A 17,061-nucleotide genomic window follows, 5' to 3' on the forward strand; every position below is an offset into this window, starting at 1 on the left:
ATGGCTCAAAGTATTGTATCTATATTGCCTGAAATTTTGATGACAATTTTTGGCCTCTTGCTGATTGTTATAGATGTATTGGCCGATGAGGACAGAAAATCAGGGGTGGGGTATTTTGGCATTGCTTTTATATTGTTGGCACTAATAGCATCTATCCCGCCATTTAGTGGGTTCAAAATCTATGGTTTTGGCAAAATGGTTGTATGGGATGTTTATTCGTATGCATTTTTTCTAACCTTTGCATTTGCATATATTTTGACAACACTTGGTTCAGTAGACTATCTCAAAGAGAGAGGGATTAATAAAGGTGAATATTATGTCATAATGTATTTTAGTATTATTGGTATGATGTTTATGGTCAGTGCGACTGATCTTTCAGTATTTTATCTTGGATTAGAGACAATGGCTATTGCTATGTATATCTTGGCTGGATATAATAAAAAAGATATAGCCTCTAATGAAGCTGGCATAAAATACTTTATTATGGGTGCATTTTCATCAGGCATTTTCCTTTATGGCTTAAGTTATGTGTTTGGATATACGGGTAGCACAAAATATCATATAATAGCTGAATTTATTAAAAATAACGGTATTTCTCACTTTAGTATAATATTTGGTTTAATTTTGATGTTTGCTGGTTTTGCATTTAAAATTTCAGCATTCCCTTTTCATATGTGGGCTCCTGATGTGTATAATGGGGCACCAACTCCTGTGGCAGGATTTATGACCGTAGCACCAAAAGCAGCTGCATTTGGTGGAATGGTAAGGTTTTTGATGGTTGCAGGTGTTCCTGCAGCTGAAAAATGGCAGTTATTTTTTGCAATCTTAGCTGTATTAACAATGACTTATGGAAATTTAGTAGCAATAGCACAAAATAATGTTAAAAGAATGCTTGCTTACTCAGCTATTTCGCATGCAGGATACATGCTTATAGGCTTAGTTGCTGCAAATGATATTGGTTATCAAGCTATAGCATTGTATACAATGATTTATGCTTTTATGAATATAGGGGCATTTACTCTCCTTTCTGTACTTAAAAATAAGGGGATAATAGATGATGAAAGATTGGAGAGTTTTGCTGGTTTAGCTAAAAAACACCCCCTATTTTCTCTTGCTATGTTACTCTTTATGTTTTCATTAGCAGGTATACCTCCTTTAGCAGGTTTTATTGGTAAATTTTATATATTTATGGCAGCTATAAAAGCTAAAATCTACTGGCTTGCAATAATAGGGGTGTTGAACAGTGCAGTTGCATGTTATTACTATATGAGAGTAACTGTGTTTATGTATTTCAAAGAAGCTGAATACGAGGTAGAAGCTAACATTAAGCCAGCTGCCTTTATTGCGACTTTTATAGCATCAGCTGTAGTATTATTATTAACTATTTTCCCTAGTTTTTTAATTAATATCGTTAAAAGTATGATCGTATAATGAGGACAGAAATGAGTGAAATTACACTTAAGAAAGCGCTTGAAGATGCATTAGATAAAGAACAGAAAGCTCATGATTTTTATATGAAGCTTTGTGAATTGATAACTGATCTTGGTGCTAAATCAATCATTAAAGAACTGGCAGAAGAAGAAATAAAACATAAAGAAATGATAAAGACTGCCATTGAAACAGGGAAAATAGAGCATATTGGACCTGAAACTAAGTTTTATACTACTGACTTAGGTATAGCACAAATGGTCTTACCTCAGGTTATTACAGAAGATTTATCTGTACAAGACGTGTTGAGAATAGCTATGAAACATGAAGATAATTCAAGAGTCTTCTATGAAAAACTTGCAGAAAAATTCAAAGGGACTGAAACTGAGGATTTTTTTAAAAGAATGGCTATTGAAGAGGCAACACATAGGAATAAAATACAGAATATTTATGATGATATTATTTATGAAGAAAATTAAAGGGGGCTAAAAGCTCCCTTTTATATATGGTGGGGGTATTTAGCTACTCTATCAGCTGCTTTCTTTATTGTTTTTAATATCTCATCATCACTTATTTTGTTTATAGCAATTGTTAGATCATCAGAGACCTGGTAATGAGGCGGTATTGTGTTTAAAGTTATTGAAACAACATCTAAAATACAATCTCTACATGTACAATATTCAGTATGAGATTCATAAAATTCTACTATTAAATTCCAAACTCTTTTCTCATTAACATTTTTTATTTTTTCGATATCATAAATGTTGATTTTAGCCATAAAACCTCCTAAAATGTTTAGAGTAAATTTAGTATAGGAGGGAGTTTATTGCAAGAGAAAATAGCTGTTATTGGTGGTGGAAGTTGGGGTACTGCTTTAGCAAATTTGTTGTCAGATAATAATCATGAGGTATATTTATATGTTCTTGAAGAAGAGTTAAAAGAATCTATTAATAAATACAACGAGAATACTATATTCTTGAAAGGGGTAAAGCTTAATAAAAGATTGAAATGTTACCTTTTTGACGAATATAAGGGAAATTTTGATAAAATATTATGGGCAGTTCCTACACAGTTTACACGAGAAACATTATTAAAATTCAAAAAAGATTTAGTTGATAAACATATAATTGTTGCTACAAAAGGGATTGAAATAACATATAAAAAATTTGTACATGAAATATTTGAAGAGATAATAAGTGTTAAACTATCTGTTTTATCTGGCCCTTCTTTTGCAAAAGAAGTAGCTATGAAGAAACCTACTGCAGTTAGCATTGCATCGTTTGATAATAAGGAGGCTAGACTATGGCAGAGGATTTTTTCTAATGAATATTTTAGGTGTTATACACTAAAAGATGTGGTAGGGGTTGAAGTAGGTGGAGCAATGAAAAATGTTATAGCAATTGCTACAGGTATTTCTGATGGTTTAGGATTTGGAAACAATGCGAGAGCTGGTATTATTACAAGAGGCTTGAGAGAGATTACACGATTAGGATTAAAAATTGGAGGCGAGTTGGAGACGTTTATGGGACTGTCAGGAATGGGAGATTTAGTACTAACATGTACAGGTGAGTTGAGTAGAAACCGAAGTGTGGGTATTAGGCTAGGTAAAGGAGAAAAAATTGATGATATTATTGAAAGTATGAAAATGATTGCTGAAGGGGTTTATACTGTAAAAGCTGCGTATGAACTATCAAAAGATTTAGAAATTGAAATGCCTATAACTGAAGAAGTTTACAAAATTATTTATGAGTCAAAAGATCCTCAACAATCTTTTTATGACATAATGAAAAGACCGTTAAAAGAAGAAAATATATAGGAGGAAAAAGGATTATGTTTGAAGGTGGAAAGTTTATATGGAGAAATGGTGAATTTTTAAAATGGGAGGATGCTACTACCCATGTTTTATCACATACGTTGCACTACGGGGTTGGGGTATTTGAAGGGATTAGATGCTATGAAACTGACGAAGGTCCTGCAGTATTTAGATTAAAAGAACACGTTAAAAGACTCTTTGAATCAGCAAAGATATTTATGATGGAAATTCCATTTACAGAGGAAGAAATAAATAATGCTATTCTTGATACCGTGAAGAAAAATGAGCTTAAAAGCTGTTATATCAGGCCAATAGTTTATTATGGATACAAAAGCTTGGGGCTTGCAGTTAGTAATGATTTTCCTGTTGATACAGTTATTGCAGCGTGGAGCTGGGGAGCATATCTAGGTGAAGAAGGAATAAGTAATGGTATAAAAGTTAAAACGTCAAGTTTTAATAGGTTTCATGTTAATACTATTGCAACAAGAGCAAAAGCATGTGGTAATTACATTACGTCAGTGTTAGCAAAAAGAGAAGCTTTAATGAGTGGATATGATGAAGCACTATTTTTAGATCCGGATGGTTATGTGGCTGAAGGGAGTGGAGAAAACATCTTTATAATTAAAGATGGTGTTGTATATACACCGCCAGTTACATCTATATTAAAAGGGATTACACGAGATTCTATAATTACTATTGCTAGAGATTTGGGGTATGAGGTTATCGAGAGAAGGTTTACGAGAGATGAAATGTATATAGCAGATGAGGCGTTTTTTACTGGTACAGCGGCAGAAGTGACACCTATCAGAGAACTTGATGGAAGACCTATAGGTATCGGTAGAAGAGGAAAAATAACTGAAAAAATTCAAAGTACTTTTTTTGAAATTGTTAAAGGTAAAAATAAAAAGTATAGCAACTGGCTGGCATTCGTTAAATGATATTAATCATCGATGGACATTCAGTAAGTTACAGGATATATTATAAAACTCCCCCTTTGAGTAATTCAAAAGGGGAGCCTACTTCAGTTTTACACTCGTTTTTGAATCTGATTATTTCATTGAAAGAAAAACTTAATCCTGAAAAAATATATGTGGTATTTGATTCAAAAGGAGAGACTAAAAGACACAAAATACATAGCGAATATAAATCTCAAAGAGAAAAAACACCTGAAGATTTAATTGTTCAGATTGAGAGATTAAAAGAAATACTACCTTTGTTGGGCGTTCACGTTGCTGTTAAAGAAGCAACTGAAGCTGATGATATTATTTATACATTAGTTAGAAAAAATAATAATAAAGTAATATATGTAATTACTAAGGATAAAGATTTATATCAGCTTGTAAATAGTAGAGTTAAAATATATGATTATCAAGATGAGAGTTTATTGGATAGAGACGGTGTTTTAAACAAAATAGGTGTTTATCCTGAGCAGATTAAAGATTTTTTAGCATTATGTGGTGACAAATCAGATAATATTCCAGGGGTGAAAGGGGTTGGAGAAAAAACTGCGGCAAAGCTTATTAGTGAATTTGGCTCTTTAGAAAATCTTTATGAAAATCTAGATAAAATAAAGGGAAAACTAAAAGATAAATTATTGGCAGGTAAAGATGATGCTTTTTTTAGTAGATCATTAATTGATCTTGAACAAATTGATACTATTGAACTTTATGATAGTAAACGGGATGATAATCTGCTTAAAAAATATTTAATTCAATTAGAATTGAAAACTGTCTTTAAACGATTGTTTAGAGAAGATGTTGAGGAATCAGATTTAAAGAAAGAATATATTGATTTAGTAGCTTGGATTGATAATAAAATACATTTTTTTAAAAATGGGAAACTTATCAATGAATTCTCAAAGATAGAAAAGATTAAGTATTTTTATGACTTAAAAGGAATCATTAAAAAACATTCAATAGTACCTAAAAAGTTTTATGATTTAAAAATTGTGACCTGGATGAACAACCCTGATGCAGGTAGTATAAAAAAAAATAAAGGTGAAAGTGTAGAATCTTTTTTGAAAAGACTATCTTTAATGGCTGAAGAAGAAGTTGATAAATTAAGAAGTCTTGAATTAGAAAAGCTTTATGAAGATATTGAATGTAATGTATTATTAGTTCTTGCTGAAATGGAAAAAAATGGAATTAAAATAAATGCTGATAAAGTGTATAAAATACATGAGGAGTTAGAAAAAAAATTGCTTGTTATTGAAAAAGAAATTTTTTCATATTGTAAAGAAAAATTTAATTTAAATTCACCTAAACAACTATCAGTAATATTGTTTGAAAAATTGGGATTAAGGCCAGTTAAAAAGACAAAAACTGGGTTTTCAACATCCGAAGAGACGTTAAAAGAGCTTATTAACCAAAATCCAGAGCATGTTTTGCTAATTGAAAAAATTCTTGCATATAGAGAGTTAAACAAACTTAAAAGTACATATACTATTAATTTATTGAGTTATGCTGATAGTAGTGGAAGAATTCATTCAGAATTTAATCAAACAGGGACTACAACAGGAAGGATAAGCTCTATTAATCCTAACTTACAGAATATTCCTATAGGGACAGATTATGGAAAAAGGATAAGGGATTGCTTTGAGGCTGAAAGTGGATTTGTTTTTGTGAGTTTTGATTATTCTCAGATAGAACTAAGAATTTTGGCTCATTTGTCAAAAGATGAGAAGCTACTTGAGGCGTTTAATAAAAATCAAGATATTCATACTAAAACGGCAAAGGAAATATTTAATGTGGATACAGTGGATGACAAGTTAAGAAGGCTTGCTAAAGCGGTAAATTTTGGCATAGTATATGGATTAAGCTCTTATGGATTATCAAGAGATACAGGAATTTCACAAAAGGAAGCGACTGATTTTATCGATAAATACTTTAAGTTGTATCCTAAGGTAAAGGATTATATTGAAAGTGTTATTAGGTATGCCAGCGAGAAAGGATATACAGAAACAATCCTTCATAGAAAAAGGTTTATTAAAAATATTGATAGTAAAAATAAGATGATAAGACAACGTGCTGAAAGAGTAGCAATTAATGCTCCCATTCAAGGATCGGCAGCGGATATTATAAAACTTGCTATGATTAATATATATAAATATTTACAAAAAAATAATGTTAATGCTAGAATGATATTGCAAATTCACGATGAGCTTGTATTTGAAGTTAAAGAAGAAATAGTTGATATGTTTATAAAGGATGTTAGAGAACTGATGGAGAATGTTGTTAAGCTTGATGTTCCCCTGTTAGTGAATTATGGGGTAGGAAAAACTTGGGGAGATTTGAAGTAGTGGGGAAAAAACTTAATGAAATTTTAAAAGAAAATCATGAATTAAAGAAGGAGCTCGAGGGGATTATAGAACTGATAAAAGAAAATGAAATAAAGCAGAAGGGGTTTAAGATTGTAGAGTATGCTTTTTTGCTATGCGAATCAGTAGCTGAAATAGCAAATAAGCCCTTAAAGTATTTGGAAGAAATTTTTGAAATTGATAAAGCATCTCTTTTTATTGATAGAGAAGCTTTCTCGTTTGAGAGAGAAAGTGACATAATAGATGATAGGGTTTACTTTGTAGAAAGTAAGGTTTTTAGATATTTCTTTTTAGAGAAAAAAGTTTATGCGGGAGTAGGAAGGGTTAATTTTATTAGTGAGTATGATATTTATAATAACATGAGTTCTTATCTAATATCGCCAATAATAGAGAATGGTAAAATTATCGGTTCGCTAAATTTATATTCAGCTAATCCTAAAAGATTCATAGAAAAACGAAGTACAGATTTTATAAAAGATTTATCATTTAAGATAGCGATATCTCTAAGAAAGTTGTTTGATGCAGAGAGACTAACAAAACAAATGTTTGTAGATTTTTTAACAGGTGGTTACAATAAACTGGCTCTTTATGATTTTCTTGAGCGATTTGTAAATATGTTTGACAGATATGGTAAAAGTTTCTCCTTGGGAATTTTTGATATAGATAATTTTAAAGAGATAAATGATACTAAAGGTCACCTTGCTGGTGATGAGTTTTTAAAAAAATTTTCTAATACAATGCGAGAAACATTTAGAAAGGCTGATATCGTAGGAAGGTTTGGTGGAGATGAATTCTATTTAATATTACCAGAAGCTGATATCTCGATGATGCTAGGTGTTGCAAAAAAGATAAAAGATATTATTGTAAGATTACGTTTAGAGCTGAATTTACCTGAAATTTTAGATATTTCAGGTGGTATGGTATTGGTGCCATCTAAAGAAATAAGTGATATTGAGCCAGAACATATAATAAAAATAGCTGATGAAAAACTTTATGCAGGTAAAAAATTGGGAAAAGGGAAAATTATAGGAGTTAATAATGATATTTTATCCTGATTCTGAGAAAGTTAAAAAAATATTAAATAGAGGAGAACTTTTTGAGGATAAATATCTTAGCGATGTCATTGATATTATCCAAAAAGTGAAAAAAGAAGGAGATAACGCATTAATAGAGTTAACTAAAAAATTTGATAATTATAATCTTGAAAAGAAATATTATTTTGAAAGAAGTGAGTTAAAAACATTTTATGATAAAATACCCGAGAATTTGAAGGTGGCATTTAATCGAGCAAAAGATAATATTGAGTTTTTTCATTATGCTCAAATGGAAAAGACCTTTTTATTAGAAAGAGATGAGGCAATTTTAGGACAGAAAATTACTCCACTGGAAAAGGTGGGAATATACGTGCCAGGAGGTAAAGCAAGTTATCCTTCCACTGTTCTAATGAATGCTGTACCTGCAAAGGTTGCTGGGGTAGATAAGATTTTAATGATGAGTCCAACTAGTGGGGGAGAGATCAATGAGCTTGTTTTAGGTGTAGCTTACCTTGCTGGGGTGGATAAAGTGTATTTAGTTGGAGGAGCTCAAGCGATTGCTGCATTAGCTTATGGAACAGAAACTGTAGAAAAAGTGGATAAAATAGTGGGACCTGGCAACATTTATGTGGCTTTGGCAAAGAAGATTGTTTTTGGTACTGTGGATATAGATATGGTTGCTGGTCCTAGTGAAATACTTATTCTTGCTGATGATACTGCTAATCCAGCATTTATTGCGGCTGATATGCTTTCGCAAGCCGAGCATGATGAGCTTGCTAGTGCAATAACAATAACAGATAATGAAGATCTGGCAAAGGCAATAGAAAAGGAATTATTTGCTCAGCTTTCACAATTAGAACGGAGAAATGTAGCTGAGAAATCTTTAAGAGAGTTTGGCGGGATTTTACTTGTTAAAAATCTTGAAGAAGGTGTAAATTTTGTAAATAATATTGCTCCAGAGCATTTTGAATTATGTGTCAGAAACCCTTTTGAATATCTTTATAAGATTAAGAATGCTGGTGCTATATTTTTGGGACATTATACTCCAGAAGCTGTGGGGGATTATTTTGCTGGGCCAAACCATACGCTTCCCACAGGAGGTAGTGCAAGATTTTTTTCGCCACTTGGCACTTATGATTTTATTAAAAGAAGCAGTATCATACAATGTTCTTTAAATTATCTAAAAAAGTTTGGAAATAATATTATGGACATGGCAGATAGTGAAGGTCTTACTGCTCATAGAAATACAATTAAATACAGGATGTTGGATGGATTTAAAGAAGATATTTGAAAGATATAATTATCCAATATTAATTACGAATGATAATCTTGAAGCTATATTTTTAAATAGTAAGTTTCGTAGTTTAAATGGTTATGATATAATTATTGATAAGATAAGGGATTATTATAATGAGAACATAGAAAATGAATTTTTTATTATTGATATTAAAGAATTAAAGAAAGTTTATAGAGTGGTTGTATCAAGGATTAATGATAATATTGTTTTTACCTTAGAGGATAAAACTAATATTGAAAGTTTTTTGAATAAGTATTTTACATTAAACTCAATAATTAATCAGGCTCCTTTTGGAATAATTATTACGGATATAAGAGGGAACATTGTATTTGTTAATTATGGTTTTGAGAAACTTAGTGGTTATTCTTTTGATGAGGTTTATGGAAAAAATCCAAGGATTTGGAAGACAGATTATCAAAATAAAACTTTTTACGAAAATTTATGGGATACTATACTATCAGGTAAAGAATGGAAAGGGGAATTTATAAACAGAAGAAAAAATGGTGAGCTTTATGTAGATGAGAGTATAATTTTTCCTTTTTTTGATGAAGAGGGGAAAATAGTAGAGTTTTGTGCTATTAAGCAAGATATAACAGAACTTAAAAGATTAGAAAGAAATTTGGTCCAAAATGAAAAGCTTGTGGCTATGGGAAGATTTGTTCATAATATTGCTCATGATATGAAAAATATACTAACAGGTATATATTCGCTCACAGATTATCTAAGAACAAAGGGGGATGAAAATAATCCTGATAGTAAAATCATTAAACAGATTCATAAATATGTAGAAGTTTTAAAAAACTTTACATCTTCATTAAAAAATTTAGGAAAAGACGATTTTTATGGAGTTACAGAAGTTGATTTATGTTCTTTTATTAAAGAGGTTACTTCATTTTACAGCAGGCTAGTAGGTAAGAATATAAAATTTACTGTTAAGTTTAACAAATGCTGTGATATTTATATAAATCAAAATCATTTAGAACAAATTTTATTGAATTTAATAATAAATGCAAAAGATGCAATAACTGATAAATTTGGGACAAAAAGTGGTGGTGAGATTGTTGTTGGAACAGATATTATTGATGATAATGTTGTGATTTTTGTTTCGGATAATGGTAAAGGCATTCCTGCTGAGGTCCTAGAAAAAATATTTTCTTTGAGTTTTACTACTAAGATTGATGGTACAGGGGTAGGGTTGACAATTGTTAAGAATATTGTTGAAAATTATGAGGGGAAAATCGAAGTAGAATCAGAAGAAGGTAAAGGGACAACATTTAAAATTATTTTACCTTTATCAAGTTGCAAAAGAGAGATTGTTTTTTAGTTGTTTTCGTTTATTTTTATTACTTTTGCACCTTTTATTTTTTTACTTTTTAATTCTTTTAGTGCTAAATTGGCTTCTTTTAAGGTATAAGTTTGATAAATTGGTTTAATGTTTGCTTTTGAAGCAATTTCAACAAACTCTTTAATATCGGAGATAGTTACATTGGCTACAGATTTGAGTTCTTTTTCAAACCATAAATCCCTTTCGTAGGTAAGGTTTAAAAGATAGTTTTTATCAATATTTTCTTTTCTTATTGCGTTTATTACAAGTCTTCCTGCTGGGGTAAGGTTTTTCAAAGCTTCAACAATTGGTTTCCAAACTGGAGTTGTGTCTATTATTGCGTGGAGTAATTTTGGAGAATTGTCTGTTATATCACCACTCCATATGGCACCAAGATCTAATGCAAATTGACGTTCTTTTGGGTTTCTTGCAAAAACAAAAATTTTTGTATCAGGATATAGGTGTTTGACTAGTTTCAAGACAAGATGCGCTGAAGCTCCAAATCCAGTTAAACCAAGATTCATCCCATTCTCAATATTTGCAAGTTTTAACGAACGATATCCTATAGCACCGGCACATAATAGAGGTGCTGCTTCTTCATCGCTGAAATTATTTGGTAATTTTACTGCATAATTTTCGTTTATTTTCATGTATTCTGCGTAGCCACCATTAGCATCTCTTCCTGTTGCTTTGAAGTCTTTACAAAGGTTTTCAAGCCCTTTTTGACAAAATTCACAATTGCCACAGGCTGAAAAAATCCAACCCACGCCTACCCTATCTCCAATTTTGAAAAGAGTTACGTTTTTACCTTTTTTTACAACTTTTCCGACTACTTGGTGCCCTGGTATCATTGGGAGTGAAGAAGGTGGCGTTCTCCCTTCTATTTCATCAAGTTCGGTATGACATACTCCACAAGTGTTCACTTTTATCAAAATTTCATCATCATTTATATTAGGTATAGGGATATCAACTAAAGATAGTGGGGTTTCGTTAAAAATATTACAGATTTTATTGATTACCATCGCTTTCATTTCTGTCCTCCTTATTAATTCCTTGATTAGATTTTATTTAAAAATCTAATTTAATAATTTTTAAGTATAATTTCTATCAAAAATTTTAATTTGTAAAACACTCAATGATGTATTTCCGTAAACAACCTAATATATTGATAATTAATATAACTCAAAACAGTCTCAGAAAAATGGGGTAACTCCAGTAGTCAAGCTAGGTTTTGCAAAAAAAAAAAAGGTGATTCCTGTAGCTCTTGTATTGATTTTTATAGAAAAGAATGTAAATTACACTTTGTGCTGGGAGTGGTTGGAGTGCTGGTGCCTCCCGGGGCCTTCAAAGCCCGCTGTTTCGCCCCTGTGGCGAAAGGAAGGTTCGATTCCTTCCCACTCCCGCCATTGTATTAAGTACTTTTATTCCTTATTTTTTTATAGTGAAATTAAAAGATTTTGATAATTAGATGAAATTAAATTTAATATGGCTTTGCATGAACGCTATTAGATAATGTTTTTTATCATCTTTAAACCTATTGTTTATTATATTATTATTTTACATTTGTTCAAATGTGATTAGATTCTTTTAGGTGAAAAATTTCTAAATTTTTAATATTTTGGCAATGATGCTTGCTATAACACCTGCTAGTATTGGGAAGAAAAAAGTACTAGATAATCTTAATAGGGTAAATTTTAACCCTAATATACCTATCTCGAGAGGGATTCTTGCAATTCCCCAAATAGACCAAGCAGTTACAAAGGATACCATTGTACCTATTCCTGCACCACTTTTCAATAAGGCAATAGCTAAAGGGAAACTTACGTAAGGTCCGCCTGGAGTCAGTGCACCTGCAATTGCTCCTAAAAAAATCCCTTTTAAACCAGCTTCTTTACCAATAAATTTTAAAATCAGTTCTTTTGGCATCAATATTTGAATGAATCCTGCAACTATTATTGCGAAAAATAAGATAGGTAAAATGTTTATAAAAAGATTGTAAGATGTTTTTAACCCATTGATATAGCTATTATCCCCTTTATTGTAAGCAATTATAAAAAGGGCTACAGCTAAGATTGCCATGATCAATGTTGGTATGAACATTTTATTTGAACCTTTTGTTTTCATAAACGTTTTTTTCATTTTAAGAATAATATTATTAAATTTCAAGAAAATTAATTTTAAAATTAGCTCATTTACTAACAAAATCAACAACAAAATTTTATGAAAAAGAAGTTGTTTTATATAAAAAAATCTTGACAAGAGATTTTAATATTATTAATTTCAAACCTATACAAAACAGAAATTGTAGTTTTATACGTCGGGTATTGTGTGTTCATAACATAAAACATAGGAAATAATAATCCATAAAACAATTTCAATCGAAAAATGAGGTGTAGAGTGAATTTATCTGAATTAAAGAAAAAGTCTATTGAGGAGCTTGTTGCTATAGCTAACGAATTTGATATTGAACATGCTGATAATCTATTGAAACAGGAATTAATTTTTGAAATCTTGAAGGCTGCAAGTGAAAAAAATGGACAAATTTACGGAGAAGGTGTTCTAGAGGTCCTTCCTGATGGTTTTGGTTTTTTAAGGTCTCCTGATGCTAATTATTTGCCAGGTCCTGATGATATCTATGTTTCACCTGCTCAGATTAAAAGGTTGGGACTTAGAAGTGGTGATACTATTCAGGGGGAAATTAGACCACCAAAAGATAACGAAAAATATTTTGCTCTTTTGAAAGTAGAAAGGGTAAATTGGGAAACTCCTAGAAGACAGCGCAATCTTTTTGAGAATTTAACCCCATTGTTTCCTGATGAAAGGATGAATTTAGAAGCCTATCCTACGGCCTATGATACAAGAATTATGAATTTACTTGCACCTGTTGGGAAAGGGCAAAGGGGGCTAATTGTTGCTCCGCCGAAAGCAGGTAAAACAATGCTTTTGAAATCTATTGCAAATAGTATTACTAAGAATCATCCAGAGGTTTATCTTATAATATTGCTTATAGATGAACGTCCTGAAGAAGTTACAGATATGCAAAGATCTGTACAGGCAGAGGTTGTTAGCTCTACGTTTGATGAGCCAGCTTATAGACATGTTCATGTTGCTGAAATGGTGTTAAATAAAGCAAAAAGATTAGTAGAACATGGTAATGATGTATGTATCCTTCTTGATAGCATTACAAGACTTGCTAGAGCTTATAACTCAGTTGAACCGCCAAGTGGAAAAGTATTAAGTGGTGGTGTTGATGCAAATGCTCTTCATAAGCCTAAAAGATTTTTTGGAGCTGCTAGAAATATTGAGGAAGGTGGCTCTCTTACAATAATTGCAACTGCACTCATTGATACTGGTTCGAGGATGGATGAAGTGATTTATGAAGAGTTCAAGGGGACGGGAAATATGGAATTGCATTTAGATAGAAAGCTTGCTGAAAGAAGGATATTCCCTGCTATAGATATTAATAAATCAGGGACGAGAAGGGAAGAGCTTTTGCTTACTAAAGAAGAGTTGAATAAGGTATGGATACTTAGAAGATTTTTAAGTAACATGAACTCTGTTGATGCAATGGAGTTCCTTTTAGATAAAATTAGAGGTACTAAAACGAATAAGGAATTTCTTGAGTCAATGAGTAAATAATACTTTACAAAGAAAAACAAATTGTGTTAATAGTGAACCTTTGAAAATTAATAGTAATGGAGGATAGATAAATGAAAAAAGGTATTCATCCTGAAGTTAAAGAAGTGGTTTTTAAATGTGCATGTGGTAATGAAATAAAAGCATTATCAACAGCTAAAAAAACAGGGATTGCGATTTGTTCTGCATGCCATCCTTTTTTTACTGGTAAACAAAAATTTGTGGATACTGCTGGACGTGTAGAAAAATTTATGAAGAAATATGGAAATTACGCTGAAAGTTTGAAGAGAAATAAATAATTTGGTGTAATTAAATTGGAAGAAGCTAGAGTCAAAGTTAAACTTTTAAAATATACTAGTGATCCTGAGCTTACAGCTGCTTTTGCTGCTAAGCTCTGTTATTCTTCTGAGGCTGATATTGAAATTTTACAAAACAGTATAGAAAAAACTGATCAGCTAGAGTTCATCGAAAAGATAGTAAGTATAGGACATCATTCAGTGCTAGAGCATGTTTCGTTTACTTTTGGCATTGAAGGTGTTTCTCGAGCAATGACACACCAGCTTGTGAGACACAGGATTGCTAGTTATTCCCAGAGGTCTCAAAGGTATGTAAAACATAAAGGTGGTTTTGAATATATAGTCCCACCGTCTATCAGAGCAAATAAAGAATTAAAGTTGAAGTATGAAAATTTTATGTGTAAAATTGCCAATGTATATGACGAGATGATTGAAGCAGGAATACCAGCTGAAGATGCTAGATATGTGTTGCCAAATGCATGTGAAACCAAAATTATAGTAACGATGAATGCTAGAGAACTTTTGCATTTTTTTGAGCTGAGATGTTGTAATAGAGCTCAATGGGAAATAAGATGTGTGGCAGAGTTAATGCTTGAGGAATGTTTGAAAGTTGCACCAGGGATATTTAAATATGCTGGTCCAAGTTGTATTAAAGAAAAATGTAAAGAAGGTGATATGACTTGTGGTAAAGCACAGGATGTGAAAAGGAAGTATGAGAAACTTTTAAGAAAATATAATAGATTAAACTAAACATATAATATTTAGCATTAATAACTTCAAGTGTTTGTTTTTTCTAAAAGGTATTTCAGTTTAAAGTTTTTGTTTTTAGAGACAAATAAACGTGGGTTACTATCGTTTTTAAAAGTTTTATTAACTTCTTTATTTTTCAGTAAATTTAGCTATTATAATAACTGGTCTTATGAGATAAAATTTTTTAGTTTGGTGATATATGGATAAAAAGAAGCTGGAAGTTGGTGGTCAAGCAGTTATTGAAGGTGTTATGATGCGTGCACCTGGTAAGTTTGTTATAGCTGTTCGCCGTGAAGATGGTAATATTGTGGTGAAAAAGAAAAATATTAGTATTGATTCTAAATCTTTTTTTAAAAAACCCTTTATAAGAGGTCTTGTTGCACTTTACAATGCATTGATACTTGGTATAAGTGCGCTAAATTTTTCTGCGTATCATGCCTTTGGTGAAGGTGACGAAAAGGTAAGTAAAAAAGAACTTTTCATAAGTATGGTCTTGGGGCTTGGGTTTGGAGTCGCATTATTTATATTTTTGCCTTTGTTAATTACTGACTTGTTAAAGCATATAATGCCTGCTGTGAAAAATTCTTTTTTACTATACAATGCAGTAGATGGAGTGATAAGAGTAATTTTTTTTATACTATATCTATTTGTTATTGCTTTTTTCAAGGATATTAGAAGAGTTTTTGAATATCATGGTGCAGAACACAAAGTAATTTATACTTATGAACAGGGAAAAGAGCTTAATATAGCTAATGCAAAGAAAATGAGTAGATTTCATCCAAGATGTGGTACGAGTTTCCTTCTAATTGTGATGTTAGTTAGTATTATTGTTTTCTCTCTTATACCAAAAGATGCTCATTTTTTAATAAAACTGCTTAGTAGAATTATTTTTATCCCAGTTATTGCTGGTATTTCTTATGAAATTTTGAAGTTGAGTGATAAATATTATAATAATTCTATTGTAAAATTACTAATAAAACCAGGTTTATGGTTGCAAAAGTTAACAACTAAGGAGCCTGATGAAAGTCAACTTGAAGTGGCCCTTATATCATTGAAATTTGCTTTGGATAAAGAAGTAGATAGTGAGGGGATTATATATGTTTCATAAGTTAGATGAGGTTGTAGAAAAATATAATATACTTACAGAGAAATTATCTGATCCCAATATAATGTCAGATAATAAAGTTTATCAGCAGATAGCGAAGGAACATGCTGAATTGAAGCCAATAATTGAAAAATATCAGGAGTATAAGAAAGTAGAGCAAGATTTATTAGAGGCAAAACAGATACTTGAGTCTGGAGATAAGGAACTCAAAGAATTGGCTGAGATGGAGATTGAAGAAGGGAAAGATTTGCTTGAAAAACTCGAGCAAGAACTAAAACTCCTACTTGTGCCAAAAGATCCTTATGACGAAAAAAATATTTATCTTGAAATAAGAGCTGGTACTGGAGGAGATGAAGCTACCCTTTTTGCGGCAGATCTTTTGAGAATGTATATGAGATATGCTGAGAAAAAAAGATGGAAAACTGAAATAGTTGATTACAATGAAACAGGTGTTGGGGGGTATAAGGAAGTTGTGTTATTGGTGAAAGGGAAAGGTGCTTATAGTCGATTAAAGTTTGAAGGTGGTGGTCACAGGGTGCAGAGAATACCTGCAACAGAGTCTGGAGGTAGGATTCATACTTCGGCATGTACTGTTGCAGTTTTACCTGAAGCAGAAGATGTGGAAGTGACAATTGACCCAAATGATTTGAGGATAGATGTTTTTAGAGCAAGTGGTGCAGGTGGACAACACGTAAATACTACAGATTCAGCAGTGAGAATTACGCATATCCCTACGGGGCTTGTTGTTTCTTGTCAAGATGAAAGAAGTCAAATAAAAAATAAAGAAAAAGCTATGAAATTATTAAAGGCAAAAATACTTGAAATGGAAATAAGAAAGCAGCAGGAAGAAATAGCTTCTAGTAGAAAGTTGCAGGTGGGATCTGGTGATAGAAGTGAAAGAATAAGAACTTACAATTTTCCACAGAACAGAGTTACGGATCATAGGATTAATTTAACTCTTTATAATCTAGATCAAGTGATGGAAGGTGAGTTAGATGAGATTATTGATGCACTGATTGCTTATGATCAGGCAGAAAAGTTGAAAGAGATTGGACTTTAAAG

Annotated in this window: 16 protein-coding genes and 1 tRNA gene; 14 read left to right on the forward strand and 3 right to left on the reverse strand. The window is 31.6% G+C overall.

The genetic code is table 11. The features are described 5' to 3' along the window. Together OWK30_RS04865 and OWK30_RS04870 are read left to right on the forward strand one after the other, a co-directional pair. Positions 1-1,431, forward strand: coding sequence for an NADH-quinone oxidoreductase subunit N (locus OWK30_RS04865; RefSeq protein ID WP_423324127.1), 1,431 nt, complete (start codon positions 1-3; stop codon positions 1,429-1,431). A gap of 11 nt (positions 1,432-1,442) precedes the next feature. Beyond that, on the forward strand, positions 1,443-1,907 hold the full coding sequence (locus tag OWK30_RS04870) for a ferritin family protein (RefSeq protein WP_423324129.1): 465 nt from the start codon (positions 1,443-1,445) through the stop codon (positions 1,905-1,907). 20 nt (positions 1,908-1,927) lie between these two features. Here the strand turns inward: OWK30_RS04870 and OWK30_RS04875 are convergent, their stop codons facing one another. Then, positions 1,928-2,206, reverse strand: coding sequence for a late competence development ComFB family protein (locus OWK30_RS04875; protein WP_423324131.1), 279 nt, complete (start codon positions 2,204-2,206; stop codon positions 1,928-1,930). 48 nt (positions 2,207-2,254) lie between these two features. Here OWK30_RS04875 and OWK30_RS04880 point away from each other — a divergent pair, with 48 nt between their 5' ends. The 6 genes from OWK30_RS04880 to OWK30_RS04905 are packed head-to-tail and all read left to right on the forward strand — an operon-like array spanning position 2,255 to position 10,212. Next, the gene (locus tag OWK30_RS04880) at positions 2,255-3,244 is read left to right on the forward strand and encodes an NAD(P)H-dependent glycerol-3-phosphate dehydrogenase (RefSeq protein ID WP_423324133.1); all 990 of its coding nucleotides are present in this window, start codon (positions 2,255-2,257) and stop codon (positions 3,242-3,244) included. A 14-nt stretch (positions 3,245-3,258) separates the two neighbouring features. Continuing rightward, positions 3,259-4,179 carry a branched-chain amino acid transaminase gene (locus OWK30_RS04885; protein ID WP_423324135.1) on the forward strand — a complete coding sequence of 307 codons (921 nt, stop codon included), beginning with the start codon at positions 3,259-3,261 and terminating at the stop codon, positions 4,177-4,179. After that, on the forward strand, positions 4,176-6,539 hold the full coding sequence (locus OWK30_RS04890) for a DNA polymerase I (protein WP_423324137.1): 2,364 nt from the start codon (positions 4,176-4,178) through the stop codon (positions 6,537-6,539). The genes OWK30_RS04885 and OWK30_RS04890 overlap by 4 nt, the downstream gene beginning before the upstream one ends. Continuing rightward, positions 6,521-7,612: a GGDEF domain-containing protein gene (locus tag OWK30_RS04895; RefSeq protein ID WP_423324139.1), complete on the forward strand. Its 1,092-nt coding sequence runs from the start codon at positions 6,521-6,523 to the stop codon at positions 7,610-7,612. The genes OWK30_RS04890 and OWK30_RS04895 overlap by 19 nt, the downstream gene beginning before the upstream one ends. Next, positions 7,596-8,882: a histidinol dehydrogenase gene (hisD, locus tag OWK30_RS04900; protein ID WP_423324141.1), complete on the forward strand. Its 1,287-nt coding sequence runs from the start codon at positions 7,596-7,598 to the stop codon at positions 8,880-8,882. The genes OWK30_RS04895 and hisD overlap by 17 nt, the downstream gene beginning before the upstream one ends. After that, positions 8,860-10,212, forward strand: a complete 1,353-nt coding sequence (locus tag OWK30_RS04905) for a two-component system sensor histidine kinase NtrB (protein ID WP_423324143.1) — start codon at positions 8,860-8,862, stop codon at positions 10,210-10,212. Before hisD ends, OWK30_RS04905 begins: the two co-directional genes overlap by 23 nt. Here the strand turns inward: OWK30_RS04905 and OWK30_RS04910 are convergent. Next, positions 10,209-11,243 carry a zinc-dependent alcohol dehydrogenase family protein gene (locus OWK30_RS04910; RefSeq protein WP_423324145.1) on the reverse strand — a complete coding sequence of 345 codons (1,035 nt, stop codon included), beginning with the start codon at positions 11,241-11,243 and terminating at the stop codon, positions 10,209-10,211. The two genes, OWK30_RS04905 and OWK30_RS04910, sit on opposite strands and share 4 nt — an antisense overlap. A gap of 278 nt (positions 11,244-11,521) precedes the next feature. Between OWK30_RS04910 and OWK30_RS04915 the strand changes: the two genes are divergently transcribed. Then, positions 11,522-11,618: transfer RNA gene (locus OWK30_RS04915), tRNA-Sec, on the forward strand. 196 nt (positions 11,619-11,814) lie between these two features. On the opposite strand, the gene OWK30_RS04920 is transcribed toward OWK30_RS04915, so the two are convergent. Further along, on the reverse strand, positions 11,815-12,351 hold the full coding sequence (locus tag OWK30_RS04920) for a permease (protein ID WP_423324147.1): 537 nt from the start codon (positions 12,349-12,351) through the stop codon (positions 11,815-11,817). Positions 12,352-12,609: 258 nt separating this feature from the next. Between OWK30_RS04920 and rho the strand changes: the two genes are divergently transcribed. From rho to prfA, 5 genes are all read left to right on the forward strand, one after another. Beyond that, entirely contained in the window at positions 12,610-13,851 is a 1,242-nt protein-coding gene (gene rho / locus OWK30_RS04925) for a transcription termination factor Rho (protein WP_423324148.1), read from the forward strand. A gap of 71 nt (positions 13,852-13,922) precedes the next feature. After that, on the forward strand, positions 13,923-14,147 hold the full coding sequence (rpmE, locus tag OWK30_RS04930; protein WP_423324150.1) for a 50S ribosomal protein L31: 225 nt from the start codon (positions 13,923-13,925) through the stop codon (positions 14,145-14,147). A gap of 15 nt (positions 14,148-14,162) precedes the next feature. After that, complete coding sequence (thyX, locus tag OWK30_RS04935; protein WP_423324152.1) at positions 14,163-14,894, forward strand: FAD-dependent thymidylate synthase; 732 nt, start codon at positions 14,163-14,165, stop codon at positions 14,892-14,894. A gap of 199 nt (positions 14,895-15,093) precedes the next feature. Further along, a complete protein-coding gene (locus OWK30_RS04940) occupies positions 15,094-16,002 on the forward strand; it encodes a DUF1385 domain-containing protein (RefSeq protein ID WP_423324154.1) in 909 nt (302 codons plus the stop codon). Further along, complete coding sequence (gene prfA / locus OWK30_RS04945) at positions 15,992-17,059, forward strand: peptide chain release factor 1 (RefSeq protein WP_423324155.1); 1,068 nt, start codon at positions 15,992-15,994, stop codon at positions 17,057-17,059. Before OWK30_RS04940 ends, prfA begins: the two co-directional genes overlap by 11 nt. Positions 17,060-17,061 lie beyond the last annotated feature (2 nt).

The sequence above is a fragment of the Deferribacter abyssi genome (genome assembly GCF_049472655.1).
Classification (GTDB): Bacteria; Chrysiogenota; Deferribacteres; order Deferribacterales; family Deferribacteraceae; genus Deferribacter; species Deferribacter abyssi.